The sequence below is a fragment of the Corynebacterium sp. LK2590 genome (assembly GCF_040946105.1).
Taxonomy (GTDB): domain Bacteria; phylum Actinomycetota; class Actinomycetes; order Mycobacteriales; family Mycobacteriaceae; genus Corynebacterium.
In genome coordinates this window covers 341,029-363,296 of record NZ_JAYWMH010000001.1, presented here as the reverse complement: position 1 = coordinate 363,296, position 22,268 = coordinate 341,029, and the positions used below count along the sequence as shown (strand labels likewise).

At 67.6% G+C, this 22,268-nt stretch carries 22 protein-coding genes and 7 tRNA genes; 8 read left to right on the top strand and 21 right to left on the bottom strand.

Annotation, left to right across the window (positions count from 1 at the left end):
• Positions 1 to 61: 61 nt before the first annotated feature.
• Positions 62 to 814 (bottom strand): YebC/PmpR family DNA-binding transcriptional regulator, encoded by a 753-nt coding sequence (locus VVR85_RS01700; protein ID WP_368519228.1) that lies wholly within the window; start codon positions 812 to 814, stop codon positions 62 to 64.
• 96 nt (positions 815 to 910) lie between these two features.
• Entirely contained in the window at positions 911 to 1,738 is an 828-nt protein-coding gene (locus tag VVR85_RS01695; protein WP_368519227.1) for an acyl-CoA thioesterase, read from the bottom strand.
• A 144-nt stretch (positions 1,739 to 1,882) separates the two neighbouring features.
• Between VVR85_RS01695 and VVR85_RS01690 the strand changes: the two genes are divergently transcribed.
• Together VVR85_RS01690 and VVR85_RS01685 are read left to right on the top strand one after the other, a co-directional pair.
• A complete protein-coding gene (locus VVR85_RS01690; protein ID WP_368519226.1) occupies positions 1,883 to 2,362 on the top strand; it encodes a DUF3817 domain-containing protein in 480 nt (159 codons plus the stop codon).
• 100 nt (positions 2,363 to 2,462) lie between these two features.
• The gene (locus tag VVR85_RS01685; RefSeq protein ID WP_368519225.1) at positions 2,463 to 3,776 is read left to right on the top strand and encodes a DUF2029 domain-containing protein; all 1,314 of its coding nucleotides are present in this window, start codon (positions 2,463 to 2,465) and stop codon (positions 3,774 to 3,776) included.
• On the opposite strand, the gene VVR85_RS01680 is transcribed toward VVR85_RS01685, so the two are convergent.
• From VVR85_RS01680 to VVR85_RS01610, 15 genes are all read right to left on the bottom strand, one after another.
• The gene (locus tag VVR85_RS01680; RefSeq protein ID WP_368519224.1) at positions 3,693 to 4,148 is read right to left on the bottom strand and encodes a hypothetical protein; all 456 of its coding nucleotides are present in this window, start codon (positions 4,146 to 4,148) and stop codon (positions 3,693 to 3,695) included. The genes VVR85_RS01685 and VVR85_RS01680 overlap by 84 nt on opposite strands.
• On the bottom strand, positions 4,149 to 5,252 hold the full coding sequence (locus tag VVR85_RS01675) for a glycosyltransferase family 4 protein (RefSeq protein WP_368519223.1): 1,104 nt from the start codon (positions 5,250 to 5,252) through the stop codon (positions 4,149 to 4,151).
• A 5-nt stretch (positions 5,253 to 5,257) separates the two neighbouring features.
• Positions 5,258 to 6,184: a phosphatidylinositol mannoside acyltransferase gene (locus tag VVR85_RS01670; RefSeq protein ID WP_368519222.1), complete on the bottom strand. Its 927-nt coding sequence runs from the start codon at positions 6,182 to 6,184 to the stop codon at positions 5,258 to 5,260.
• Between the two features lie 15 nt (positions 6,185 to 6,199).
• Complete coding sequence (gene pgsA / locus VVR85_RS01665) at positions 6,200 to 6,817, bottom strand: phosphatidylinositol phosphate synthase (protein WP_368519221.1); 618 nt, start codon at positions 6,815 to 6,817, stop codon at positions 6,200 to 6,202.
• Positions 6,810 to 7,385, bottom strand: a complete 576-nt coding sequence (locus tag VVR85_RS01660) for an HIT domain-containing protein (protein WP_368519220.1) — start codon at positions 7,383 to 7,385, stop codon at positions 6,810 to 6,812. The genes pgsA and VVR85_RS01660 overlap by 8 nt, the downstream gene beginning before the upstream one ends.
• Entirely contained in the window at positions 7,378 to 9,435 is a 2,058-nt protein-coding gene (gene thrS, locus VVR85_RS01655; protein ID WP_368519219.1) for a threonine--tRNA ligase, read from the bottom strand. The genes VVR85_RS01660 and thrS overlap by 8 nt, the downstream gene beginning before the upstream one ends.
• 72 nt (positions 9,436 to 9,507) lie before the next feature.
• On the bottom strand, positions 9,508 to 10,761 hold the full coding sequence (locus VVR85_RS01650) for a Dyp-type peroxidase (RefSeq protein ID WP_368519218.1): 1,254 nt from the start codon (positions 10,759 to 10,761) through the stop codon (positions 9,508 to 9,510).
• A 19-nt stretch (positions 10,762 to 10,780) separates the two neighbouring features.
• Entirely contained in the window at positions 10,781 to 11,476 is a 696-nt protein-coding gene (locus VVR85_RS01645) for a copper chaperone PCu(A)C (protein ID WP_368519217.1), read from the bottom strand.
• Positions 11,477 to 11,491: 15 nt separating this feature from the next.
• Positions 11,492 to 12,049 carry a copper resistance CopC family protein gene (locus VVR85_RS01640; RefSeq protein WP_368519216.1) on the bottom strand — a complete coding sequence of 186 codons (558 nt, stop codon included), beginning with the start codon at positions 12,047 to 12,049 and terminating at the stop codon, positions 11,492 to 11,494.
• Between the two features lie 227 nt (positions 12,050 to 12,276).
• Positions 12,277 to 12,352: transfer RNA gene (locus VVR85_RS01635), tRNA-Gly, on the bottom strand.
• A 53-nt stretch (positions 12,353 to 12,405) separates the two neighbouring features.
• Positions 12,406 to 12,480: transfer RNA gene (locus tag VVR85_RS01630), tRNA-Val, on the bottom strand.
• Positions 12,481 to 12,505: 25 nt separating this feature from the next.
• Positions 12,506 to 12,579 (bottom strand) — tRNA-Cys (locus VVR85_RS01625).
• 44 nt (positions 12,580 to 12,623) lie between these two features.
• Positions 12,624 to 12,699: transfer RNA gene (locus tag VVR85_RS01620), tRNA-Gly, on the bottom strand.
• 52 nt (positions 12,700 to 12,751) lie between these two features.
• A tRNA-Val gene (locus tag VVR85_RS01615) sits at positions 12,752 to 12,826 on the bottom strand.
• 31 nt (positions 12,827 to 12,857) lie between these two features.
• A tRNA-Gly gene (locus VVR85_RS01610) sits at positions 12,858 to 12,930 on the bottom strand.
• A 234-nt stretch (positions 12,931 to 13,164) separates the two neighbouring features.
• Between VVR85_RS01610 and VVR85_RS01605 the strand changes: the two genes are divergently transcribed.
• The 4 genes from VVR85_RS01605 (at position 13,165) to msrB (ending at position 15,677) form a co-directional block, all read left to right on the top strand.
• Positions 13,165 to 13,239, top strand: a tRNA-Val gene (locus VVR85_RS01605).
• 71 nt (positions 13,240 to 13,310) lie between these two features.
• Entirely contained in the window at positions 13,311 to 13,994 is a 684-nt protein-coding gene (locus VVR85_RS01600) for a pyrimidine reductase family protein (RefSeq protein ID WP_368519215.1), read from the top strand.
• A gap of 11 nt (positions 13,995 to 14,005) precedes the next feature.
• Positions 14,006 to 15,277 (top strand): glycosyltransferase family 87 protein, encoded by a 1,272-nt coding sequence (locus VVR85_RS01595; protein ID WP_368519214.1) that lies wholly within the window; start codon positions 14,006 to 14,008, stop codon positions 15,275 to 15,277.
• The gene (gene msrB / locus VVR85_RS01590) at positions 15,258 to 15,677 is read left to right on the top strand and encodes a peptide-methionine (R)-S-oxide reductase MsrB (RefSeq protein ID WP_070768300.1); all 420 of its coding nucleotides are present in this window, start codon (positions 15,258 to 15,260) and stop codon (positions 15,675 to 15,677) included. Before VVR85_RS01595 ends, msrB begins: the two co-directional genes overlap by 20 nt.
• 7 nt (positions 15,678 to 15,684) lie before the next feature.
• Here the strand turns inward: msrB and hemQ are convergent, their stop codons facing one another.
• Positions 15,685 to 16,386, bottom strand: coding sequence for a hydrogen peroxide-dependent heme synthase (hemQ, locus tag VVR85_RS01585; RefSeq protein ID WP_368519213.1), 702 nt, complete (start codon positions 16,384 to 16,386; stop codon positions 15,685 to 15,687).
• Between the two features lie 141 nt (positions 16,387 to 16,527).
• On the opposite strand from hemQ, the gene VVR85_RS01580 reads away from it, so the two are divergent.
• Both VVR85_RS01580 and VVR85_RS01575 read left to right on the top strand, forming a co-directional pair.
• Positions 16,528 to 17,172 carry a DUF3000 domain-containing protein gene (locus VVR85_RS01580; RefSeq protein WP_368519212.1) on the top strand — a complete coding sequence of 215 codons (645 nt, stop codon included), beginning with the start codon at positions 16,528 to 16,530 and terminating at the stop codon, positions 17,170 to 17,172.
• Between the two features lie 27 nt (positions 17,173 to 17,199).
• Positions 17,200 to 18,405 (top strand): HRDC domain-containing protein, encoded by a 1,206-nt coding sequence (locus tag VVR85_RS01575; RefSeq protein WP_368519211.1) that lies wholly within the window; start codon positions 17,200 to 17,202, stop codon positions 18,403 to 18,405.
• Here VVR85_RS01575 and dxs read toward each other — a convergent pair.
• From dxs to VVR85_RS01560, 3 genes are read right to left on the bottom strand one after another with little or no spacing between them, the layout of a single operon-like run.
• Positions 18,402 to 20,300: a 1-deoxy-D-xylulose-5-phosphate synthase gene (gene dxs, locus VVR85_RS01570; protein ID WP_368519210.1), complete on the bottom strand. Its 1,899-nt coding sequence runs from the start codon at positions 20,298 to 20,300 to the stop codon at positions 18,402 to 18,404. The genes VVR85_RS01575 and dxs overlap by 4 nt on opposite strands.
• Positions 20,301 to 20,357: 57 nt before the next feature.
• Positions 20,358 to 21,599, bottom strand: coding sequence for a class I SAM-dependent RNA methyltransferase (locus tag VVR85_RS01565; protein WP_368519209.1), 1,242 nt, complete (start codon positions 21,597 to 21,599; stop codon positions 20,358 to 20,360).
• Positions 21,599 to 22,210: a DUF3159 domain-containing protein gene (locus VVR85_RS01560; protein ID WP_368519422.1), complete on the bottom strand. Its 612-nt coding sequence runs from the start codon at positions 22,208 to 22,210 to the stop codon at positions 21,599 to 21,601. Before VVR85_RS01560 ends, VVR85_RS01565 begins: the two co-directional genes overlap by 1 nt.
• Positions 22,211 to 22,268 lie beyond the last annotated feature (58 nt).

Below are 22,268 nucleotides of genomic sequence, written 5' to 3'. Positions count from 1 at the left end.
CGGCAAGAAATACTCGCCCCGACTGCCCCATTATCAGGTTCTTAAGACCTGGGCCGGCTGATTAGTCCTCGAGCTCGGCCAGGACCTCGTCGCTAAGATCCATGTTGGTGTAGACGTTCTGCACGTCGTCGGAGTCTTCCAGCGCGTCGACGAGGCGGAAGATCTTCTTGGCATCGTCAGCGCCGAGCGGAACCTCGACGGACGGGCGGAAGTCGGTGTCGGAGTCCTCGACGGAGATCTCCGCCTCTTCCAGGGCGGTGCGCACCGCGCGCACGTCGGCGGGCTGGCAGGTGATCTCGAACTGCTCCCCGCGGTCGTTAACCTCTTCGGCGCCGGCCTCGAGCACGGCCAGCAGCAGGTCGTCCTCGGTCAGCTCGCCCTTCTGGACGACCACGACGCCGACGCGGGAGAACATATAAGACACGGAGCCGGACTCGCCCAGGTTGCCGCCGTTCTTGGTCATGGCGGTGCGCACCTCGGTAGCCGCGCGGTTGCGGTTATCGGTCAGGCACTCGATGAGCATGGCCACGCCGTTGGGGCCGTAGCCTTCGTACATGATGTTTTCCCAGTCGGCACCGCCAGCTTCCTCGCCGGAGCCGCGCTTGCGGGCGCGCTCGATGTTGTCGTTGGGAACGGAGGCCTTCTTGGCCTTCTTGATCATGTCGTCCAGCGTCGGGTTGGCCGCGGGATCGCCGCCGCCGGTCCGCGCCGCCACCTCGATGTTCTTAATCAGCTTGGCAAATTCCTTGCCGCGCTTGGCGTCGTTGGCAGCTTTTTTATGCTTGGTCGTCGCCCATTTAGAGTGGCCGGACATAAGGTGTGCCCCTTCCTAGTTGGTTTTAACTAACGCGATTATACGTGCAGCGGTCGCCGCGTCTCACTAAGACCCCGCACACGCGGCCCAAGTCGGTCATTCCTTGAGCCAACGGATGAGCCCCTCCTGGCTCACTTGGGCCACCAGCGCCCCGTCTTGGCGGTAGAGCCGCCCCTGGGCGAAACCGCGCCCGCCGCCGGCGAACGGCGAGTCCTGCTCGTAGAGCAACCACTCGTCGACGCGGATCTCGTCGAAGAACCAGAGGCTGTGGTCGAGGCTGGCCATCTGCACGCGGGCCTCGGGGTGGGAAATCAGCGTCGAGTTCAGCAGGGTCATATCCGACAGGTAGGACAGCGCGACCTGATTCAGGGCCGGGTCGTCGCCCAGCCCGGCGTTGTAGCGGAACCAGATGTGCCGCGCGCCGGCGCCGTATTTGTCCTGGGCGTGGCGGGAATTGTCGTGCTCGTCAGGGACCATGAGCACGTCCCAGTCGCTCCACTCGCCCAGCACGATACGCGAGGTCGACGGCCAGTCCTCCGCGCTCGCGCGGCACTCCTCCGGGCCCGGCACGTCCGGCAGCTGTGCGGCGTGTTCCGGGCCTTGGTCGCCGGGGCGGCGGAAGCTGACCAGCATCTCCACGATCTCTTTGTCCCCCTGCCAGCCGGTGACCCGGCGGTGGCTGAAGGTGCGCCCGTCGCGAACGGTAAGCACGGTGAAATCGATGGGCTCGGCTGACAGCCCGCCGCCGACGAAATACGCATGCAGCGAGTTCGCCGTCTTGCCTTCCACGGTCTGCTGCGCCGCCTGCAGCGCCTGACCGACGACCTGCCCGCCGAAGGTGCGCTTCATTTCCGAGGGCACCCCGGGCCCGCGGTAGCGATCTCCGCCCAGGTCGGACATCTCAATTACCTGCCGAAACGACACCCTAAACTCCCTTCTTCTGGCAGGCGGGCGCCGCGCGAGTGCGCGCAGGCCAGCGCCCGGGCCGGCCCGGGGACTATGACGCCCACCACATATACGGCTGCCCACCTTACCCCGTGGGGCGAGCCTCCGTAAGATGGTCGGGCGATGACTCCCCAGAAACTACACCTGTCCGCCGCCGTACTCGAGATGTTCACCTGGGCCCTGCTGTTGGTCGGCATGGCCCTGAAATACTCCGGCGTGACCGAGGCCGTCGTCCCGGTCGCCGGCAGCATCCACGGCTTCGGGTTCTTGAGCTTTGTGGTGATGACCTGCCTGATCTGGATCAACAACCGCTGGCCCATCGGCATTGGCATCCTGGGCCTAGTCGTGTCCGCCATCCCGTTCGCCGCCCTACCCTTCGCCTTGTGGACGGCCCGCCGCGGGCTGATGGCCGGCGGGTGGCGCTACCGTGACACGGACAACGCGGCTACCCCCACCGGGCCCGCCGACGCGCTGTTGGCGCAGGCGGTGCGCCACCCCGTGCGCTCTATCCTGTTGGCGGTAGTGGTTATTGCTATCGTATTTGGGGTCCTCGTGACGCTGGGCCCGCCCGTCGACGTCGAAGGAATCCTCCGCGGTTCCTAGGCCTTCCTTCCAGCTGAGCGAGCGCTTTGGCTCGCCGTAGCCCGCCGCTCGTTGGCACCAGTTTCTGTCCGTGTTGTGATGATGAAAAGAACTTTGAATAATGACTAAGCTCCTGCGGGCACGCGGTGGACTCCGCCGCGTCCCGGCCGTGTGGCTCGGCTGGGCCATCGCGCGCCTGTGCCTGGCTGTGCTCATCAAGCTCAACCACGAGCCGCGGGGCGATCTTTTCTACTACCACGCGGCGATTTTCGGCTCGAACCCGCAGGATATGACCGAATACCCGCACGCCGGGACCTGGCCGACCTACCTGGCCGCCTGGCTGGGCGGCAGCGAGATCATGGCCTTCATGTTCGTCTTCGCCCTTTTCTGCCTGGCCTGCGACGCCGCCTTCCTCGCCGCCCTGCTCCACCGCCACGACACGCGCCCGACCGCCTTTGCCGCGGCCTGGTTCTGGGTGCTGTTCGGGCTGGCCGCCGGCCACGTCTTCCTCATGCGCCTGGACATCTTCCCCGGGCTGGCTGTCGGCTTCGCCGCGCTGGTCATTCACCGCTGGCCCGTACTTTCCTCCAGCCTCATAGCGCTCGCCTGCGCGATGAAGCTGTGGCCGGGCGTGCTCGCCGCCGGGTTGGTCGGGCGCGTGACCAGCGCCCGCGCCTGGCTGCGGGTGCTGAGCTTCGGGGTGTCCCTGGTGGCCTTCGCCGGCATCACACTGCTCGCGGGCGGGTGGGAGCGCCTGACCAGTCCCCTGGACTACCAAAACGTCCGCGGCCTGCAGATCGAGTCGGTCGCGGCCACGCCCTTTATGTGGGACGCCTACCGGCACCCGGCGGCCTACGAGATTGGCATGGCGCCGTCGAAGTCCTTCGAGATCACCGGCGCGGGCACCGACGGCGCGGTGCAGGCCACGGCCTGGGCGATGGGCATCGTTATCGCCTTCGCGCTGCTCTGGGCGCTCTACCGCTTCATCTGGGGCGGCTGGAGCCCGCAGACCACCATCTCCTGGGCCGGGGTCGTCGTGCTGGGGCTTATCGTGACTAACAAGGTCTTCTCCCCGCAGTACATCATCTGGTTCGGCCCGCTTATCGCGGTCGCCCTGCGCACGACGGCGCCGGGAAGCGCGCGCCGCAAGGTAGTGGCAGCCCTGGGGGTGATGACTGTGATCTGCGCGGGCCTGGGGACCTATATCTACCCCTTCGGCTACGACTACCTCTGGAATTTCGTCGGCGAGCAGCTAGCCCCCGTGGCCGCGCTGGTTGCGCGCAACGCGCTGGTCGTGGCCATGTTCGTGCTCGCGCTGGTGTGGTGGGCCCTGGAGCTGCGCGCCCAGGGGCTAGAACGCCGTGAGATCAAAGAACTCGGGCAGCCGGGCGGTGCCGCCCAGCCGGAAGGTGCGCACGAGGGGGCGCAGGCGTAGCGCCCGGGTGTCGGCCACCGCCTCGTTGTAGAAGCGGTGGGCTAGCTGGACGCGCACCTCGGCGTCGACCAGCTGCGCCGGCACCGGGTCGCACAGGCGGCGGATTTCCTCTCCCAGCCGGTGCTCGAGGTCGCTGCGCTGGGTGAACTGGCCCGGCACCAGGGCGGTCGCCTCGGCCTGCGCGCTGGCCTCGGCCAGCCGCGGCTCCAGCGCGGCCGCCACCGCCGCGCGCCTGTCCAGCGCCGCCTGCAGCTGCGCCAGGGCCGCGTCCGTGCGGATGTGCAGCGTGTTGAGCCGCTGGGCCGTGAAATAAGCCCAGAGCATCACCACGGTCACCACCACGGCGGCGACCACGAGCAAAGCGGTACCCATTTATTTCACCTGCACTTTCGATCCGTCTTGCACGGTCTCATAGACCGCCATCACCTGGGCGGCCACGTGATCCCAGTCGTAAGTTCGCGCTCGGCGGGTGCCGGCGGCCGTGAGCCTGGCGCGCAGCTGTGGGTCGTCCAGCACGTGGTTGAGCTGCCGGGCTAGCGCGGCGGCGTCGCCGTTGGCAAAGAGCAGGCCGGCCGGCTCGTCCGATTCCACGTCGCAGACCGCCGCGAAGGCCTCGAGGTCGCTGGCGACGACCGCGCAGCCGGCGGCCATGGCCTCCACCAGCACGATGCCGAAGGACTCGCCGCCGGTATTCGGGGCGACGTAGATATCCGCCCGGCCCAGAATCTCCGCCTTCTCGGCGTCGCTGACGCGGCCGACGAAGTCCACCCCGTCGACCTCGCGGGCCCGTCCCCCGCCCATCACGGTCACCCGCACCTCGTGGTGGACCTGGGGCAGGGCCTCTAAGAGGATGTCCAGGCCCTTGCGCGGCTCGTCCAGCCGGCCCAGGAAAACAATCTCGGGGCGCGGGTCCGCCCGCTGCGTTTCCTCCTGCGCCTGGCGGGAGCGCGCGTAGACCGACGTGTCCACCCCGTTGGGGATGAGCACCGGGTCCCCGCCGAGTTGCTCGACCTGCCAGCGGCGCGCCATCTCGGAGACCGCGATCCCGCCGCGGACTTTCTCCAGGATCGGCGCCAGGACGGGCTTGGCCAGGGTCAGGATGGTCGAGTTGGCGGCCGAGGCGTGGTAGGTCGCCACGATGGGCCCGGTGGCGAGGTAGAGCGCCACCATGGAATAGCTCGGCGAGTTCGGCTCGTGGATGTGCAGGACGTCGAAATTCCCCTCGGTGATGAACTCCCGCAGCCGCCGAAAGACCTGCGGGCCGATGGCCAGGCGGGCCACGGAGCCGTTATAGGCGATGGGGATAGACCGCCCGCCCTTGACCACGAAGTACGGCAGCTCGGTGTCTTCGTCCGCTGGCCCGATAACGCGCACGTAGTGCCCTTGCTCCAGGTAGACCGTCGCCAGGTCAAGGATGTGGGCTTGAACTCCGCCGGGTTCGTCGAAGGAATAGGGGCACACGATACCAATCCGCATGGGTGCTAACTCCCCCTCTTCTCGGCCTTGTGGGCGCGTTCGGCCCGCCGCCGCTCGACATCAACGTTCCACTGCGGTTGCAGTATGTGCCAGTCGGCCGGGTGCGCCGCGATATTCTCGGCGAAACCGTCCGCCATCCGCTGGGTCGTTTCCGCCACGTCGGTCACTTCCAGCGCCGGCGCGCAGGACAGGCCCCAGCCATCCTCGGTGAACCAGGGGTGCACCACGTGCAGGCGCGCGCCGGTCTGCGCGGCCAGCAGGGCCGGGCCGGCGGCCATATTCGCCGTCTCCCCGAAGAAATCGACCGGCACGCCGGTGCGCGACAGGTCCCGCTCGGCCAGCAGGCAGACGATGCCCCCTGCGGCCAGCACCTCCTTCAGCCGGCCAAAGGGCGGCTGGGCTCCCCCGGTCAGCGGCAGGACCTCGAAGCCTAGGGACTCGCGGTAGTCCACGAAGGCATCGAAAAGCACCTCGGGGCGCAGGCGCTCGGCAACGGTGGTGAACTGGCCGTGCATGCCCACCAGGCAGACCCCGGCCATGTCCCAGTTGCCCGAGTGCGGCAACGCCAGGATGACGCCGCGCCCGCGAGCCAGGCTCTCCTCCAGGTGTTCGCGGCCGACCAGGTCGCGCTGCAGGGCCGCGTGCAGGCCCGGGTCGTCATGGATGGACGGCAGGCGGAAGGCCTCTTTCCAGTAGCGCATATACGAGCGCATCGACGCGCGCACCAGTTCGCGCGTGACGTTTTCAGGCCCCACGACGCGGGCCAGGTTGCGGCGCAGCTGGTCCATGCCCCGCCCGTGGTCGCAGGCCAGGTCCGCGATCCGGTCGAAGAGCCAGGAGGCCCAGGACTCCGGCAGCCAGCGGACTACCCGCCAGCCGGCCAGATACCCGAGCGCCGAGAAATCGATATCGCGTGCGAGAAACCGCGCCATTGCTGCCCCTTAAAGTTAAGCTCGGTCGGCTACCTTGTCCTGCTTCATGGCCATGATGAGCCGCTGGTAGATGGTAAACACCGAGCCGACGGCTAGGATCCACAGGGCGATAGCCAACGCGTTGGGCACGCCGAAGCCCTCCAGCCCCACGCCGACTAGGCCGATGATGAGCCGCTCGGGCCGCTCAATCAGCCCGCCGACCATGCGCAGCCCGGAGGCCTCGCCGCGGGCCTTGACGTAGGAGATGACCTGCGAGGAGACCAGGACGATGAGCCCGGCCGCCACGGTGGACGGGTGGGCGTCGACGGTATAGACCAGGTACCAGATAATGGCCGCGAAAAGCGCGCCGTCGGTCACACGGTCGCAGGAGGCGTCCAGCGTCGCGCCAAACGGCGTGCCCCCGCCGCGGATGCGGGCCATGGTCCCGTCGATCATGTCGAAGGCGGCGAAAAGCCCGGACAGCACCGCCGCCCAGACCAGGTGCCCGGAGGGGATCAACAGCACCGAGATGGCGATGGTCACGATGGCGCCGACCGCGGTCACTGCATTCGGGGTCAGCCCGACCTTCAGAGCCGCCTTGGCTACCGGTTCCACCACCACCGCGGCTGGTTTCCTGCCGTGCACACTAAGCACGCGAATCCTCCTCGTCTATGTCCTGCCACGCTGCGGCCAAAAGACGACGCGTCTCCTGCAACAGCTGCGGCAGTACTTTAACCCCATCCAGGATAGTCATAAAATTGCTATCTCCCGGCCACCGCGGCACGACGTGCATGTGCAGGTGGTCTCCCACCGAGCCGCCGGAAGCCTTACCTAGGTTAAGCCCCACGTTGACCGCCTCCGGACGCGACACCCGCTTGAGGACGCGAATTGCCTTTTTCACAAAGGCCATCATCTCCGCGGTCTCGGACTCGGTGAGGTTTTCCAGCTGGGACTCCTTGCGGTAAGGCACCACCATGAGGTGTCCCGCGTTGTAAGGGAAGAGGTTCAGCAGCGCGTAGACCTGCCTACCGCGGGCGATGATGAGCCCGTCCTCGTCGCTGCCCTGCGGGGCTTCGACGAACGGGTCCTTCGACCGCTTCTGGATATAGGCCATGCGGTACGGGGCCCAGAGCCGCTCAAGGCGGTCTGGCTCACCCGCCCCGGCGTCGACGTAGGCGCCGGGTTCGGGCTGTGCGGATTCCGCGTTTTGGCCACTAGCCACGGAGGTTGTCCTCGCTCGGCTGGTCGTTGACCCGCTGGGTCACCCACTTGTCGATGAGCTCGACGGCCTCGTCGACCGGCACGCCGTTGACCTGAGAGCCGTCGAGGAAGCGGAAGGAGACCGCCCCGGCCTCGACGTCGCGGCCGCCGGCCAGCAGCATGAACGGAACCTTGCCCGTGGTGTGGTTGCGGATCTTCTTCTGCATGCGGTCGTCGGAGGTATCCACGTCGGCGCGGATGCCGCGGGAGCGCAGCTTCGCGGTGACGTCCTCCAGGTAGGAGACGAATTCGTCCGCCACCGGGATGCCGATGACCTGCTGCGGGGCCAGCCAGGCCGGGAAGGCGCCGGCGTAGTGCTCCAGTAGGACGCCGAAGAAGCGTTCGATGGAGCCGAACAGCGCGCGGTGGATCATGATCGGGCGCTGCTTGGAGCCGTCCGGGGCGGTGTATTCCAGCTCGAAGCGCTCCGGCAGGTTGAAGTCCAGCTGCACGGTGGACATCTGCCAGGTGCGGCCGATGGCGTCGCGCGCCTGGACCGAAATCTTCGGGCCGTAGAAGGCCGCGCCCGCCGGGTCCGGGACCAGCTCGAGGCCGGACTTGGTGGCCACGCGCTCCAGGATGCTGGTGGAGCGCTCCCAGATCTCGTCCGAGCCGACAAACTTGTTCGGGTCCTTGGTGGACAGCTCCAGGTAGAAGTCGTCCAGGCCGTAGTCCTGCAGCAGGGAGATGATGAACTCCAGCACCTTGGTCAGCTCGTTCTCGAGCTGGTCCTCGGTGCAGTAGATGTGGGCATCGTCCTGCGTGAAGCCGCGCGCCCGGGTCAAGCCGTGGACCACGCCGGACTTCTCGTAGCGGTAGACCGTGCCGAACTCGAACAGGCGCAGCGGCAGCTCGCGGTAGGAGCGCCCGCGAGAGGCGAAGATCAGGTTGTGGAACGGGCAGTTCATCGGCTTGGCGTAGTAATCCTGCGGCTGCTTGGTGCAGTTGCCCTCCGCGTCGTACTCGCCGTCCAGCTGCATGGGCGGGAACATACCGTCCGCGTAGAAGTCCAGGTGGCCGGACTTCTTGAACAAGTCGCCCTTGGTGATGTGCGGGGTGTTGACGAAGGAGTAGCCGTCCGCCAGGTGGCGGCGGCGGGAGTGGTTTTCCATCTCCATGCGCACGATGCCGCCGTTCGGGTGGAAGACCGGGAAGCCGGAGCCGATCTCATCCGGGAAGCTGAACAGGTCCAGCTCCGCGCCCAAGCGGCGGTGGTCGCGCTTTTCGGCCTCGGCCATCAGCGTCTGGTAGGCCTCCAGGGCCTCCTTGGACTCGAAGGCGGTGCCGTAGATGCGCTGCAGGCCGGCCTTGGACTGGTCGCCGCGCCAGTAGGCGGCCGAGGAGCGGGTCAGCGCGAACGCCGGGATGTACTTGGTGGTCGGCAGGTGCGGGCCGCGGCACAGGTCGAACCACTCGACCTCGTTGGTGCGCGGGTTGACGTTGTCGTAGAAGGTCAGGTCGCCGGCGCCGACCTCGGCGGCCTCGTCCGAATCCGGGTCGACGTTGCCCTTGTCCTGGATGAGCTCCAGCTTGAAGGGCTCGTCGGCGAGCGCCTCGGCGGCCTGCTCCGGGCTCTCGTAGACCCCGCGGGCAAAGCGCTGGCCGGTCTTGATGATCTTCTTCATGCGCTTCTCGATGGCCTTGAGGTCCTCCGGGGTGAAGGGCTCTTCGGTCTGGAAGTCGTAGTAGAAGCCGTTCTCAATGGCCGGACCGATGCCCAGCTTGGTGCCCGGGAACTCCGCTTGGACGGCCTGGGCCAGCACGTGGGCGCAGGAGTGGCGGACCACCGCGCGGCCCTCCTCCTCGCTGGCGGCGACGGGGGTAAAGGTCTGCTCGGTCTCCGGGACGTGCGACAGGTCCTTGAGGTTGCCCTCGGCGTCGCGCACAACCACGACGGCCTCCGGGCCCTTGTTCGGCAAGTCCAGCTCGCGCATCGCTGCCCCGACGGCAGTGCCCGCCGGGCAGACGAAGGACTCGTAGTTCACGGGGACTGCAGGAATAGCTTCCGCCATTTGGTGCGCTCCTTTGCGCTCATGCGGGCAGCAGCATACCTGGCCGCGGCCCGCGGTTTATTATTCCGGGGCTTATCTTACCGCGTCCAGCAGTGCGGATCCCCAAAAGGCCGAGCCCGCGCCGCCGCTGCTGGTCCCGGGTGGGACGAAATAGACCGCGGAGCCGATGTGGCTAATCCAGGTGTTGAGGTGATCGGCCTCGTCCAGGCGGGCCTGGATGGGTTCGAACTGGCGCGTCGGGTCCTTCTGGAAGCAGATGAAGACCAGGCCCGCGTTGGACAGCTGGATGAGGTCTTCTTCCTGGGATTCGGCGTAGTCCGGCATCAGGTCGTAGCTGTACGGGCGCCGCTTGAGCTTTTGCTCGGGGTGGTCGGCCGGCGGCCGGGCCCGGGCCATGTGGGAGTTCGGATCGATGACCGGCAGGCCGTATTTGTCGGTGGCCGAGTAATCCGCCTCGTCCAGCTCCTCCTCGCCCGTCAGCGGCGCGCCGTTGGAAAGCTTGCGCCCCACGGAGTTCTCCCGCGTGGCCCGGTCCAGCTTTTCCCACGTGTCCAAGTTCATACGGATGCGGCGCACCACCATGCAGGTCCCGCCCTGGGCCCAGTCGGGGCCCTCATCAATCCAGACCTGTTCGTCGTATTCTTCCTCGCCGCGCGGGTTAACCGTGCCGTCGAGCTGGCCGAACAGGTTGCGGTGGGTCGCGCCCTGCGGCAGGGAGCCGAAGGAGTTGGCGAAGCCCTGCTGCAGCCACGTGACCTTGGCGTAATCGGTACCGGCGCGGATCATGTGCCGCATGGCGTGGGAGGCCATCACCGCGTCGTCGCAGCAGATCTGCAGCACGACGTCGGTCTGGCCCCATTTGTCGCTGAGCTGGTCCCGCGAGAAGGACTTGATGTCCCGCAGCCACTCCGGCTTCAGGTCCGCGGCGTCGAGCTTGTCGAAAACCGGCTCGCCCCAGCCGCAGGTGATGGTGAGGTTGGCGGGCACGTCCACCATCTCCGGCTCCAGGGAGCCCAGCGGGGTCTCGCCCGTGCACAGCGCCCGGGCGTCCTCCGTCCACAGGCTCATCAGGTTGCGAAAGCCCCGCTTGCCGATACCCGGCTTCAGGTCAAAGCCCACCAAGTTCAGGTGGGCCTGCATGTCCGTGTCCACGCCCGCCTGGTGCTCGCCGTCGAAGGCGACGATCGCCTCCGCCAGGGGCTCGGACTGGCTGGCCTGCTCAATCGCGTCTTTTTCCTCCGCCTGGCTGCACGCGCTCAAGGCGAACGATGCCGCCCCCACCGCGCCCGCGCCCTGCAGGAAGTGCCGGCGATTAAGTCCCGTCATGGCTTTCGCTTACCTTCCCCTAGTGGCCGCTGTGGCCTTCGTGATCGGCGTGGTCGCCGTGATCACCGTGATCGGCGTGGTCGCCGTGGTCACTGTGATCGCCGAGCTCGTTGTGCTCGGCGTGATCGCCGTGGTCGGTGTCTTCGGCGTGGTCACCCGGGTCGCCGTGGTTGCTGTGATCGGTGGAGCCCAGGTCGCCGTAGTCCTCGTCGCCGGCGCCGATGCTGCGCACCGGCACCTCGCCCAGGTCGATGGTCTTGCCGTCGGTCAGGTGCAGCGTAATTGTCACGGACTCGCCGGCCATGACCGGCTCCTTCACGCCCATCAGCATGAGGTGATCGCCGCCCGGCTCCAGGGTGGCCTCGCCGCCGGCCGGAATGGTCAGCGGTTCGGTCATCTCGGACATCTGGCCATCGACGGTCTCGTGCAGCTGGGTCATCTCCGCTTCGATGCTGGTGCTAAACGACTCCACCTCCAGGTCGGAGTCGGTGTGGTTGACCAGGGTGCCGAAGATGGCGGTCATGTCCGAGTCCTCGGCCATCGCGCGCACGACGCCGCCTTCAAAGGTGACGTCCGTTTCGGCGGCCTGCTCCGACTCGGCGGAGGTGTTGGTCTGCGTGTCGTTCTGGTCCGCGGGCTCTTCGCTCGGGGAGCAGGCCGCCAGGGACAGGGCCGAGGCGGCAACAGCGGAGACTACAAGACGGGGGTATTTCATGACAGATTCCTTTGTTTACTGTTCATCAATGGGGCGACGCTTGGCCAGAACCAGCACGACGACGGCGGCCAGCACCAACACGCCGCCGACGGCGAGGATCCACTTCAGCGGGCCATCGGCGCCGCCGATCTCTTCGCCGGGCTCGGGGACGGCGGACTCGTCGACGGCGACGCTGGAGTCGTCATCGCCGGCCACGGTGAAGCTGACTCCCCCGCGGGTGGCGTGCCCGTCCGAAGAGGTGATCTGGAAGCCGACCTGGTAGTCACCGGGACCCGGGTCGACGTCGTCCGGGGTCTCGATGGTCAGGTTGCGATCGTCGAGCTTAGGCTCGGCAGAAAACAGTACGTCCCCGGTTTCCTCGTTGGTCACGGCGAAGTTGTTGAAGCCCTCCCGCGGGATTCCGGAGAATTCCAGGGTGATGGTCTCGGGGAATTCGTCGAGGACCTGACCTTCGGTGACGGTGCCGCCGATGACGGCATCGTGAGCCAGGGCTACCGGCGCTGCCCACGCGGACAGGCCGAGGGCCCCGGCTGCCACCGCGGCGCCTGCAGTGCGCGGGGAAAATGAAAACATGTACTGCTCCTTACGGCGAGGACTCGCCTGGTCGTTCCAAGGTCGCAGCGGCACACACCGCGGGCTTGCCGCCGCGCTGCGCGACGCGTATCCGACTAGTCGCCCCATTGCTGGAAGTAGTTCCCAACAATGGCGCAGATCTCACTGCTACTAGTTGTGCCCCGATTGTCCCCCACCCGAGCGCGAAGATACAAAACGCCGCCCCCAACGGGGACGGCGTCGAAAAATGGAGCGGATGACGAGACTCGAACTCGCGACCCTCACCTTGGCAAGGTGATGCGCTACCAACTGCGCTACATCCGCAAATTTGAAACCAGGCCCGGTTTCAGGACTTCCCAACCAGGTTGGAAAACCCGTGGTGCGCGATACTGGGATTGAACCAGTGACCTCTTCCGTGTCAGGGAAGCGCTCTCCCGCTGAGCTAATCGCGCAGGCGTCGCCGGTGGCCACGCTAACTGGAGGTGGAAACGGGAATCGAACCCGTGTGCACGGTTTTGCAGACCGTTGCCTCACCACTCGGCCATTCCACCGTGGCGTATGCCGCCTCACACAAGTATACAAAGTGAAACTGTGTTGGAGCGGATGACGAGACTCGAACTCGCGACCCTCACCTTGGCAAGGTGATGCGCTACCAACTGCGCTACATCCGCATTTTCGAAACCCTTAAGGCTTCCGGACTTCCCAACTAGGTTGGAAAACCCGTGGTGCGCGATACTGGGATTGAACCAGTGACCTCTTCCGTGTCAGGGAAGCGCTCTCCCACTGAGCTAATCGCGCGGGATAACCACCTTCTCAAAGGAAGGCGCGGAGCGGATGACGAGACTCGAACTCGCGACCCTCACCTTGGCAAGGTGATGCGCTACCAACTGCGCTACATCCGCATGCACCATGTTAAGCCGAAGCTTTCTGTGCGGTGCGAGTAAAAACATTATCCTGAACCGGCCCCGGTTTACAAATCGCCCGCTCACGGGGCGGTTCTGGGGCCATTCGCGGCAGCTTGTGACGCAAGCTAAATGACACCGCTGTCATCCCCGGCCGCACGTGCCCGCCGATACCGCCGTTTTACTGGGGATTCGTCGAATCACGCGGCACCGTGCTACATTTTAGCCCAGCACGGTCCCATGGCTCAGTGGAAGAGCGTTCCGTTCACACCGGAAAGGTCGCTGGTTCGATCCCAGCTGGGACCACCACTTATTTTTAAGAGCGTCTCCCCTCCTACGGGGAGGCGCTCTTTTTGTATCCGCGCCCTAGGATGGTGGCCATGGATATCAACGCTTTGCTAGGCCCCGACCGCCGCGAAGTCCGGGCGGTGATGGTGGCTACGGTGACTGGCTCGGCATCGGCGGCCGGGACCTCCGAGTCCCTGGGCAACGACACCGACGCGCAGCTCTTGCAGGGCCTGCGGGACTGGGCCGAGGTCATCGTGGTGGGTGCGTCCACCGTGCGCGCCGAGGACTACGGCGGCGCCACCTCCGCGGCAGGCACGCCGGCCCCGATCGCGGTCGTCACCGGCAGCGCCGACATGGATCCGCGCTCCCGCTTCTTCACCGACTACTCCACCGCCCCGCTGCTGCTAGTCCCGCACGCCGCGCTCGCCCAGGCCGAGGTCCGCGAGCGCACCCGCCGGCTGGAGGCCCAAGGCGCCGAGATCATCGACGCCGGGACGGCCAGCCCCGCCGACCTCCTGGCCTGCCTGCGGGCCCGGGGCTACGGGCGCATCGTCTGCGAGGGCGGGCCGGGCCTGCTCTCCCAGTTCGTGGCCGCCGATGCCGTCGACGCCTTCTACCTAACCCTCGATCCCACGGTCACCTCGGCGGTGGAGACCCCCGTCGTCCGCGCCGACGATGCCACCTCCTCCCGCACCACCCGGCTCACCCTGGACAATTGCGCCCCCGATGCCGACGGCACCGTGTTTCTGCGGTACCGCCGCGCGCGGAGGCCGTAAACTGGCTGGCCGTGAGTACCAGTTTCCTGTCTTCCGCGTGGACTTCCCGCACCGCGCTCGCCCCCGGCCGCCCCATCCAGCTGCCCGCCGGCCTCAACCTGGCCGCCTGGCCGCTGGCCATCTTGTTGGTGCTCAACACCGTGCTGGTCCGTGCCTTCAACGGCGCGCCCACGGATGACTTCAGTACGGTCTACTACGCCGTGCGCCGGGCGCTCGACGGCCAGGCCGTCTACGAGCAGGCCTACCACCACGTCGACCCGCTCTACCTCTACAACCCCGGCGCCACGCTGCTGCTCTACCCGCTGGGCCTGGTGGAGAACTTCAGCCTGGCCCGCGGGCTGTTCATCCTGGTCAACGCGGCGGCGATCGTCGGCGCGCTGGCGGTTCTGGCCTGCCTGGTAGGCCACCGCCTGTCCAGCCCGCTGTGGCCGGCAAGCATCGCGCTGGCCTTTGCCACCGAGTCCGTTATCAACACGCTGACCTTCGCCAATATCAACGGCCTCCTGCTGCTAGCGCTCAGCGGCTTCCTGGCGCTGGGCCTGCGCGGCCGGGCCGGCCGCGGGGGCCGGGGTGTGGGTTCCGGCCTGTGGGCGGGCATCGTGCTGGGCCTGGCCATTACCGTCAAGCCGCAGTTCGCCCCGCTGCTGGTGCTGCCGCTGGTCAAGGCCCGCTGGTCCACCGTGGCCGCCGGCCTGGCGGTGCCGGTGGGGCTCAACGCCCTGGCCTGGCCGGTCATCCCGGACGCCGGGGACTACCTGCGCCGGCTGGTGCCCTACCTGGGCACCACCCGCGACTACGCCAACTCCTCCTGGGACGGCCTGCGCGCCTATTTCGACCTGCCCGGCTGGGCCTACTACCCCGTGTGGGTGCTGGCCGCGGCCCTAGTCGCCGTCGCCGTCGTGCTGCTGTTGCGCTGGCGCAACACCGACCCGGTCCTGTGGGCGCTGACGACCACCGGCGTGCTGCTGGTCGGCATCTTCTTCCTGTCCTCGCTGGGCCAGCAGTACTACTCGATGTGGCTGTTCCCGCTGATGTTTACCGCGGTGCTGCCGCGCAGCGTTTTTCATTCATGGCTCGCCTGGGCCGCCGCGGCCTGCTTCCTGCTGCCCGTGACGTGGACGTCCACCCACTGGCCGGACGCGGGGCGCTGGGCGAATTTCTTCCTGGGCACCGCCGGGTGGTTCCTGCTCATCGTGGCCTGCGCGGCCAGCGTGGCCGGCTGGTACCTGGGCCAGCGCCGCAGCGCCGGTTACACTGGGCGGCATGACCAACCAGCCCACTGATTTCAAGCTCATCGCCGACGCCGACTGGAAAAAGCGCCTAAGCGACGAGGAATACTACGTCCTGCGCCAGGGCGGCACCGAGCCGCCGCACGTCGGCAAGTACACCGACACCACCACCGAGGGCGTGTACTCCTGCCGCGCCTGCGGCGCCGAGCTGTTCCGCTCTACCGAAAAATTCGCCTCCCACTGCGGGTGGCCGTCCTTCTACTCCCCCAAGGACGTCGACACGGTCATCGAGCGCGAGGACCGCTCGCTCGGCATGGTGCGCACCGAGGTGCTGTGTGCCAACTGCCACTCGCACCTGGGCCACGTCTTCGCCGGCGAGGGCTACGACACCCCCACCGACCTGCGTTACTGCATTAACTCTATCTGCCTAGACCTCGACGAGCGCGAGGTCTAGCCGCGGCTTAAGGCAGGACCTTGATGAGTTCTGCCACGTCCGCGACACGGCGCCCGGTGTGGAACGGGATTTCCTCGCGCACGTGGTTGCGGGCCTCGGTGTAGCGCATGACGTACATCAGGTCGACGATCCGGTCGAGGCTCGGGGCCTCGAAGGCCAGGATCCACTCGTAGTCGCCCAGAGCGAAGGCCGGGACCGTGTTGGCGCGGACGTCGGCATAATCGTGCGCTGCCATGCCGTGCTCGACCAGGATCTTGCGGCGCTTTTCCTCGTCCATGATGTACCAGTCGTAGGAGCGCACGAACGGGTAGACGGCAATCCAGTCGCCCGGCTCCTCGCCCATGATGAACGACGGCAGGTGCGACTTATTGAATTCCGCCGGGCGGTGCAGGGCGTTGCCCACCCAGGTCACGTCGGTGACCTGGCCGAGGACCGTGGTGCGGCGGAAGTCCGCGAAGGCGCGCTGCAGGTCCTCGAATTCCTCGGCGTGCCACCAGATCATGAAATCGGCGCTATCGCGCATGCCGGACAGGTCGTAGATACCGCGGACGGTGACCTTGCCTTCCTCCGCCAGGCGGGCGAAGAAGTCCTGGGCCTGGGCGATGATGTCGTCGCGCTCGGTACCCAAGGCCCCCGGGATGGCGCGGAACACCGCGTGCTGGGAGTACTGCTGGACCTCGTTGAGCTTCTTAAAATCGAGCTTCGCCATGGACAATCCCCTTTCAAAGGACGTTCGAGTCTGACTAGGACATGACCCCTCCAGTATCCACCATTAGTTGGATACTTGGCCAACTGGGGGCACGGCGCGCCTCCCACCAGTGGCGCCGGGGAAAATATAGCTTGATTCATTGTGAGCATTTCCGAGAGTTCCCAGCCGCACAGCGCCTCCCCTGCCGCTAACGATGCCCCCGCCGACGGCGAGACCACCACGCCGGCCACCTTCAACCGTGCCGTGGAGTCCATGCATCAGGCTCGCTTGCGCCCCGAGATTTCCCTAGGATCCATCCGCCCGCCGCAGCGCCTGGCCCCGTATAGCCACGCCATCGGGCTCGAGGTCGACCGCGGCGCGGACGATGCCGACTCCATCCCCACCGACAGCAGCGGCGACGCCTTCGGCCGCCTCATCCTCCTCCACGATCCGGGCGCCGAGGAGGCCTGGGACGGGCCCATGCGCCTGGTCGCCTATATCCAGGCCGACATGGACCCGGACGTCGCCGGCGATCCCCTCCTGCCGGACGTGGCCTGGGAGTGGCTGACCGAGGGCATGGCCCACAGCGATGCCCGCCACACTAATTTGGGTGGCACCGTCACCTCGACCGCCTCGGTGCGCTACGGCGAAATCGGCGGCCCGCCGCGCGCCTACCAGCTCGAGATGCGCGCCTCCTGGACCGCAGAAGACCTGGAACTGGGCCCGCACGTGGAGGCCTTTGCCGCCGTGCTGGCGAACGTGGCCGGCCTTCCGCCGGAGGGCGTTACCCAGTTAGGGCGCGGATAAGCCAGCGCGCGGGTAGCCTGGCATATCATGAGCGAGCTTAGACGAGTACCGGCGCAGGGCATCCCGCCGGTCGCCAGCACCCCGCAGGAGATCGCCGCAGCCGCCACCCGGCTGTTAGGCGGTACCGGGCCGCTGGCCGTCGACACGGAGCGCGCCGGCGCCTACCGCTACAACGACCGCGCCTTCCTCCTCCAGCTGCACCGCGCCGGGGCCGGCACCGTGCTCATCGACCCCGAGGGCAACGCCGAGGCCGTTAGGGACCACGTCGGCGACGCCATCAACGGCCAGCCCTGGGTGCTGCACGCCGCCAAGACGGATCTTCCCTGCCTGGCCTGGCTGGGGCTCAAGCCCGGCTCGCTGTTTGATACCGAGGTCGCCGCCCGCATGGCCGGTTTCGAGCACCCCAACTTGGGCCACATGGTCGACGAGATTCTGGGCATCGAGCTGGAAAAAGCCCACGGCTACGTGGACTGGTCCACCCGGCCGCTGCCGCAGGACTGGCTGGCCTATGCCGCCCTCGACGTCGAATTCCTTCTCCCCCTGGCCGAGACCCTCCAGGACGTACTGGCCGAGGAGGAGAAACTCGACTGGGCGCTGCAGGAATTCGACGCGCTTATCGCCGAGCACGCCGGGACCACCGCCCCGGAGCCCGGCTCTTGGCGCGAGCTCAAGGGCCTGAGCACCCTGCGGCGCGGCGAGCAGCTGGCCGTGGCCAAGGCGCTGTGGATTAAGCGCGACGCGTTAAGCGCGCACCGCGACATCGCCCCGCCGCGGGTTTTGGGCAACAAGGTGCTCATCGATGTCGCCCGCACGCTGCCGGACTCGCCGGCCGAACTGGCGCGCGTCAAGGGCTTTCCCCGCAAGCGGAAGTCGGCCACGCAGCTGTGGTGGGACGTCGTCGAGCGCGCCCGCGACCTGCCGGCCAGCGACTGGCCGCGCCCCCAGCGCACCCGCCGCGAGGTTCCCGGAAAGGCCGCCTGGCCGGCCGAGCTCTGGGAGCTCTACCAGGCCGCCCGCCAAGACTTCACCGACCTGGGCCAGGATCTGGCCGTCGACGACTCGCTGCTCATTAAGCCCGCCACCCTGCGGGCAGCGATTTGGGCCGCCCTCGGGCCCAAGGCGCACCTCACCGACACCGCCGACCTGGTCGACTTTCTGGTTGCCGCGGGCGTGCGACCGTGGCAGCTGGACTGGGCCGTGCCGATTATCGCGCGGCGCATCACCAGCTTCTAGCGCAGCCACTCCCCAATGGACTCGGCGATGCCCTCCGGCGCCAGCCCGACGTCCTCCAGCAGCTGCCCGCGGGAGGCGTGCAGCGGGAAGTAGTTCGGGAAGGCGAGGCGGCGCAGCGGGGTGTCCACCTGGGCATCGCTGAGCTTTTCGGCCACCAGCGAGCCGATGCCGCCGCGCTTGATGCCGTCTTCCACCGTGACCACCAGGCGGTAGTCCGCCGCCAGGCGCACCACGGCCTCCGGCACGGGCGCGACCCAGCGCGGGTCGACGACCGTCACGCCGACGCCCTGCTCGGCCAGGAGCTTCGCCGCCGCGATGCTGCGCGCCGACATCGCCCCGACCGAGACGATGAGCACGTCGCGGCTGCTGTCGGCATCGCCGGCGGACGCGCCGGCCACGTTGGTGTAGATGACGTCGGTGCCGTCCTCGAGCGTGTCGACGGCGTCCATGTCGTCGAGCAGGTTGCCCTTCGGGAAGCGCACCACGCTGGGCCCGTCGGAGATCTCCAGGGACTCGTTGAACAGCTCCCGCAGGCGCTTGCCGTCGCGCGGGGCGGCCACGCGCATGCCCGGGACGATGCTGGTCAAGGCCATGTCCCAGACGCCGTTGTGGCTAGCACCGTCCGATCCGGTCACGCCCGCGCGATCCAGCACCACGGTCACCGGCAGCCCCAGCAGGGCGATATCCATGAGCAGCTGGTCGAAGCCGCGGTTCAAGAACGTCGAATAGACGGCCACCACCGGGTGGAGGCCGCCTAGGGCCAGCCCGGAGGCCGAGGCCATCGCGTGCGCCTCGGCAATGCCGACGTCGTAGAAGCGGTCCGGGAAGCGCTCCGCGAAAGGCATCAGGCCGGTCGGGCCGGCCATGGCCGCGGTGATGGCCACGATGTCGTCGCGGCGCTCGGCAGCCTTAATCAGCTCCTCGGAAAACGCCGCGGTCCAGCCCGGCTGGCTCTTGCCCTTCGGCACGCCGGTGACCGGGTCAATGGCGCCGGTCGAATGCATCTGGTCCTTGGGCTCGTTGACCGCCGGAGCGAACCCGTGGCCCTTCTCGGTGACCACGTGGACGATGATGGGCCCCTCGAAGTCACGCGCGTAGCGGAACGCGTGGTTGAGCGCCTCGAGGTCGTGGCCGTTGATGGGCCCAATGTACTTCATGCCCAGCTCGGGGAACATCTCCGTGGGCAAGACGGAGGACTTGACGCCCTCCTTGAAGGCATGGAGGGCATCGAAGGCGCGCTCGCCGAACCAGCCCATCGACTTGAGTGTCTTCTTGCCGTGGGCCATCAGCTCGTCGTAGCCGTGCTGGGAGCGGATACGCCCCAGGTTCTCCGACAGGCCGCCGATGGTCGGCGCGTAGCTGCGGCCGTTGTCGTTGACCACGATGACGGCGTTGCGGTCCTTGTCCGCCGAGATGTTGTTGAGCGCCTCCCAGCACATGCCGCCGGTCAGGGCGCCGTCGCCCACGATGGCGATGGCGTTTCGGTGCGGCTCGCCTGCCAGGCGGAAGGCCTTGGACAGCCCGTCGACCACGGAGATCGACGCCGAGGCGTGCGAGGACTCCGTCCAGTCGTGCTCGGACTCGGCCCGCCGCGTGTAGCCGGACAGCCCGCCCTTTTGCCGCAGGCTGTCGAAGTCGCCGGCGCGGCCGGTGAGCATCTTGTGTACATAAGACTGGTGCGAGGTGTCGAAGACCATCGCGTCCTGGGGCGAGTTGAACGTGTAGTGCAAAGCGATGCTCAGCTCCACCACGCCCAGGTTCGGCCCCAGGTGTCCGCCGGTGGCGGAGACCTTCTCAATGAGCAGCTGGCGGATCTCCGCAGCTAGCTGTTCCAGCTCATCGCCATCGAGCTTTTTGAGATCCTTCGGCGAGTCAATCGAATCAATGATTCTCATGGAGTGCTCAACTACTCCTTTGCTTAAATCGCAGCGGTACCCCGCTTGTTTTATTTTCTACCGTACATCGTGGCCCGGCCGCGGGGTCAAAAGCACCAGGGTCTCGAAGTGGTGCGTGCCGGGGAAAGCGTTAACGACGACCATCCGGTCAATGCCGTAGCCCGCCTCGACCCAGGCGGACAGGTCGCGGGACAGGGCGGCCGGATCGCAGCCGATGTGCACGACGCGATTCGGGGTGGCCTCGGCAATGCGGGCCACGACCTCGGCCCCGGCGCCGACGCGCGGCGGGTCCAGGACGACGGCATCGGCGGGCGGCAGCTGGCCGATGACCTTGTCGACGCGGGCGGATTTGACCCGCACCGCGTACTCGGCCAGGCCGGGCTGCTGATCCGGGCGGGCGGCCGGCGACAGGTCCACCGAGTAGGTCTCCGCGCCGCCGGTGGCCGCGCTCAACGTGGGCACGAAGAGCCCGACGCCGCCGTACAGGTCCCAGGCCGGCCCGTGGCCGGTGCCCAGCAGCACCGCGACCAGGCCGGTGTAGGCCTCCGGCGCGCCGCGGTGGGCCTGCCAGAAGGCGGTCGCCGGGAACTCGAAGCGGTGCCCGTCGACCTCCTCGACTACGCCGGCGGTTCCCTCGACGACCTGCTCGATCTTTTCCACCCGCTTGCCGCGCGGGCCCTTGCGGGTCTCAATCACGTGGCGGGCCCCGGTGCTATCCAGCACCGCGATGACTTCTGCGCCCGGCGTGAACGTGCGCGCGCCCGGCCCCACGATGTCGTCTACCAGCCCGGGCGCCAGCTGCGTGCAGGCGACGTCGGTGACCAGGTCGTTGGAGGCGCGCTTGCGGGTGCCGGCCCGCCCGCGGGAGTCGACGCCCAAGCGCACGCGGGTGCGCCAGCCGCGGTGCGGCGGCAGCTCGCGCAGCTCCAGCTCCGGCAGCTCTCCGTCGGCGCCCAGGTGACCGACGCGGGCCAGCTGGTCGCGCAGGACGTCGGCCTTGATGCCAAGTTCCTGGGCCGGGTCGACCTCCGCGAAGTCGCAGCAGCCCGCCCCCGCCGCGGCGGCCGGGCAGGCCGAGTCCACGCGGGCCGGGCCGGCGGTGGCTACCTCGGTGACGGTGCCGCGCAGCAGGGATTTTTTGACCTTGTCGAGGCGCACGACGACCTCGTCGCCGGGGAAACCGCCCCGGGCGAAGACGATGCGCCCGTCGTCCGCGCGGCCGATGCCCTCCCCGCCGTGGGCCATGCGGTCGATGCGCAGGCGGATATCGTCGCCTGCCTGGTAGTTCGCAGTCTCCATTAGTCTCGTTGTCCGTTCGTCTCGAGGGGTGGTTGTTCTTCTTCGGCCTCAATGACCCGGTTGGCCCGGCGCACCAAGAAGATAGTCAGGAGGGTGACCAGGCCGGTCAGCGGCCACCCCATGAGGATGCGGGTAATGCCCAGCGCGGTGGTCTCGCCGGCGTTGTAGATGCCGTTTTGGACCACGAAGCGGGCCAGGAAGACCACGGCCCAGCCGGCGGTCGCGAGCGCGTAGGCGCGCCGCGCGGCCGGGATCTGGCGCCAGGCCATGTCCTCGCCGTTGATGCCCTTCCAGATAACGCCCACCGCCGGCCAGCGCACCAGGATGGACACGACCGCGGCGATGCACAGCACCAGCGAGGCCCAGATCCCGTACAGGAAGTAGCCCTTCGCGTCGCCGGTGGCGTAGGCGATGCCCGCGCAGATCGCCACGCCCAGCAGGCCGGAGATGGCCGGCTGGAGCGATTCCTTGCGCGCCACGCGCCAGAGGGCCACCGCCACGGCCACGCCGATGGCGGCCAGCAGCGCGGGAACCAGGCCCCACATGCTGTTGACGGGGATGAGCACGACCACCGGCAGCGTCGCCGCCACCAGCCCGGTGACTCCGCCCATCTGCTCGAGCAGGGTCTGGTCCTCGAGGGGTTTGTTTTCAGCCACGTGAGTCTTTCTG

Bases quoted from the DNA above. Each gene is read 5' to 3' on its own strand.
- VVR85_RS01700 (WP_368519228.1), bottom strand. From the start codon at position 814: ATGTCCGGCCACTCTAAATGGGCGACGACCAAGCATAAAAAAGCTGCC.
- VVR85_RS01690 (WP_368519226.1), top strand. From the start codon at position 1,883: ATGACTCCCCAGAAACTACACCTGTCCGCCGCCGTACTCGAGATGTTC.
- VVR85_RS01685 (WP_368519225.1), top strand. From the start codon at position 2,463: ATGACTAAGCTCCTGCGGGCACGCGGTGGACTCCGCCGCGTCCCGGCC.
- VVR85_RS01680 (WP_368519224.1), bottom strand. From the start codon at position 4,148: ATGGGTACCGCTTTGCTCGTGGTCGCCGCCGTGGTGGTGACCGTGGTG.
- VVR85_RS01675 (WP_368519223.1), bottom strand. From the start codon at position 5,252: ATGCGGATTGGTATCGTGTGCCCCTATTCCTTCGACGAACCCGGCGGA.
- VVR85_RS01670 (WP_368519222.1), bottom strand. From the start codon at position 6,184: ATGGCGCGGTTTCTCGCACGCGATATCGATTTCTCGGCGCTCGGGTAT.
- thrS (WP_368519219.1), bottom strand. From the start codon at position 9,435: ATGGCGGAAGCTATTCCTGCAGTCCCCGTGAACTACGAGTCCTTCGTC.
- VVR85_RS01650 (WP_368519218.1), bottom strand. From the start codon at position 10,761: ATGACGGGACTTAATCGCCGGCACTTCCTGCAGGGCGCGGGCGCGGTG.
- VVR85_RS01645 (WP_368519217.1), bottom strand. From the start codon at position 11,476: ATGAAATACCCCCGTCTTGTAGTCTCCGCTGTTGCCGCCTCGGCCCTG.
- VVR85_RS01640 (WP_368519216.1), bottom strand. From the start codon at position 12,049: ATGTTTTCATTTTCCCCGCGCACTGCAGGCGCCGCGGTGGCAGCCGGG.
- VVR85_RS01600 (WP_368519215.1), top strand. From the start codon at position 13,311: ATGGATATCAACGCTTTGCTAGGCCCCGACCGCCGCGAAGTCCGGGCG.
- msrB (WP_070768300.1), top strand. From the start codon at position 15,258: ATGACCAACCAGCCCACTGATTTCAAGCTCATCGCCGACGCCGACTGG.
- hemQ (WP_368519213.1), bottom strand. From the start codon at position 16,386: ATGGCGAAGCTCGATTTTAAGAAGCTCAACGAGGTCCAGCAGTACTCC.
- VVR85_RS01575 (WP_368519211.1), top strand. From the start codon at position 17,200: ATGAGCGAGCTTAGACGAGTACCGGCGCAGGGCATCCCGCCGGTCGCC.
- dxs (WP_368519210.1), bottom strand. From the start codon at position 20,300: ATGAGAATCATTGATTCGATTGACTCGCCGAAGGATCTCAAAAAGCTC.
- VVR85_RS01565 (WP_368519209.1), bottom strand. From the start codon at position 21,599: ATGGAGACTGCGAACTACCAGGCAGGCGACGATATCCGCCTGCGCATC.
- VVR85_RS01560 (WP_368519422.1), bottom strand. From the start codon at position 22,210: ATGGGCGGAGTCACCGGGCTGGTGGCGGCGACGCTGCCGGTGGTCGTG.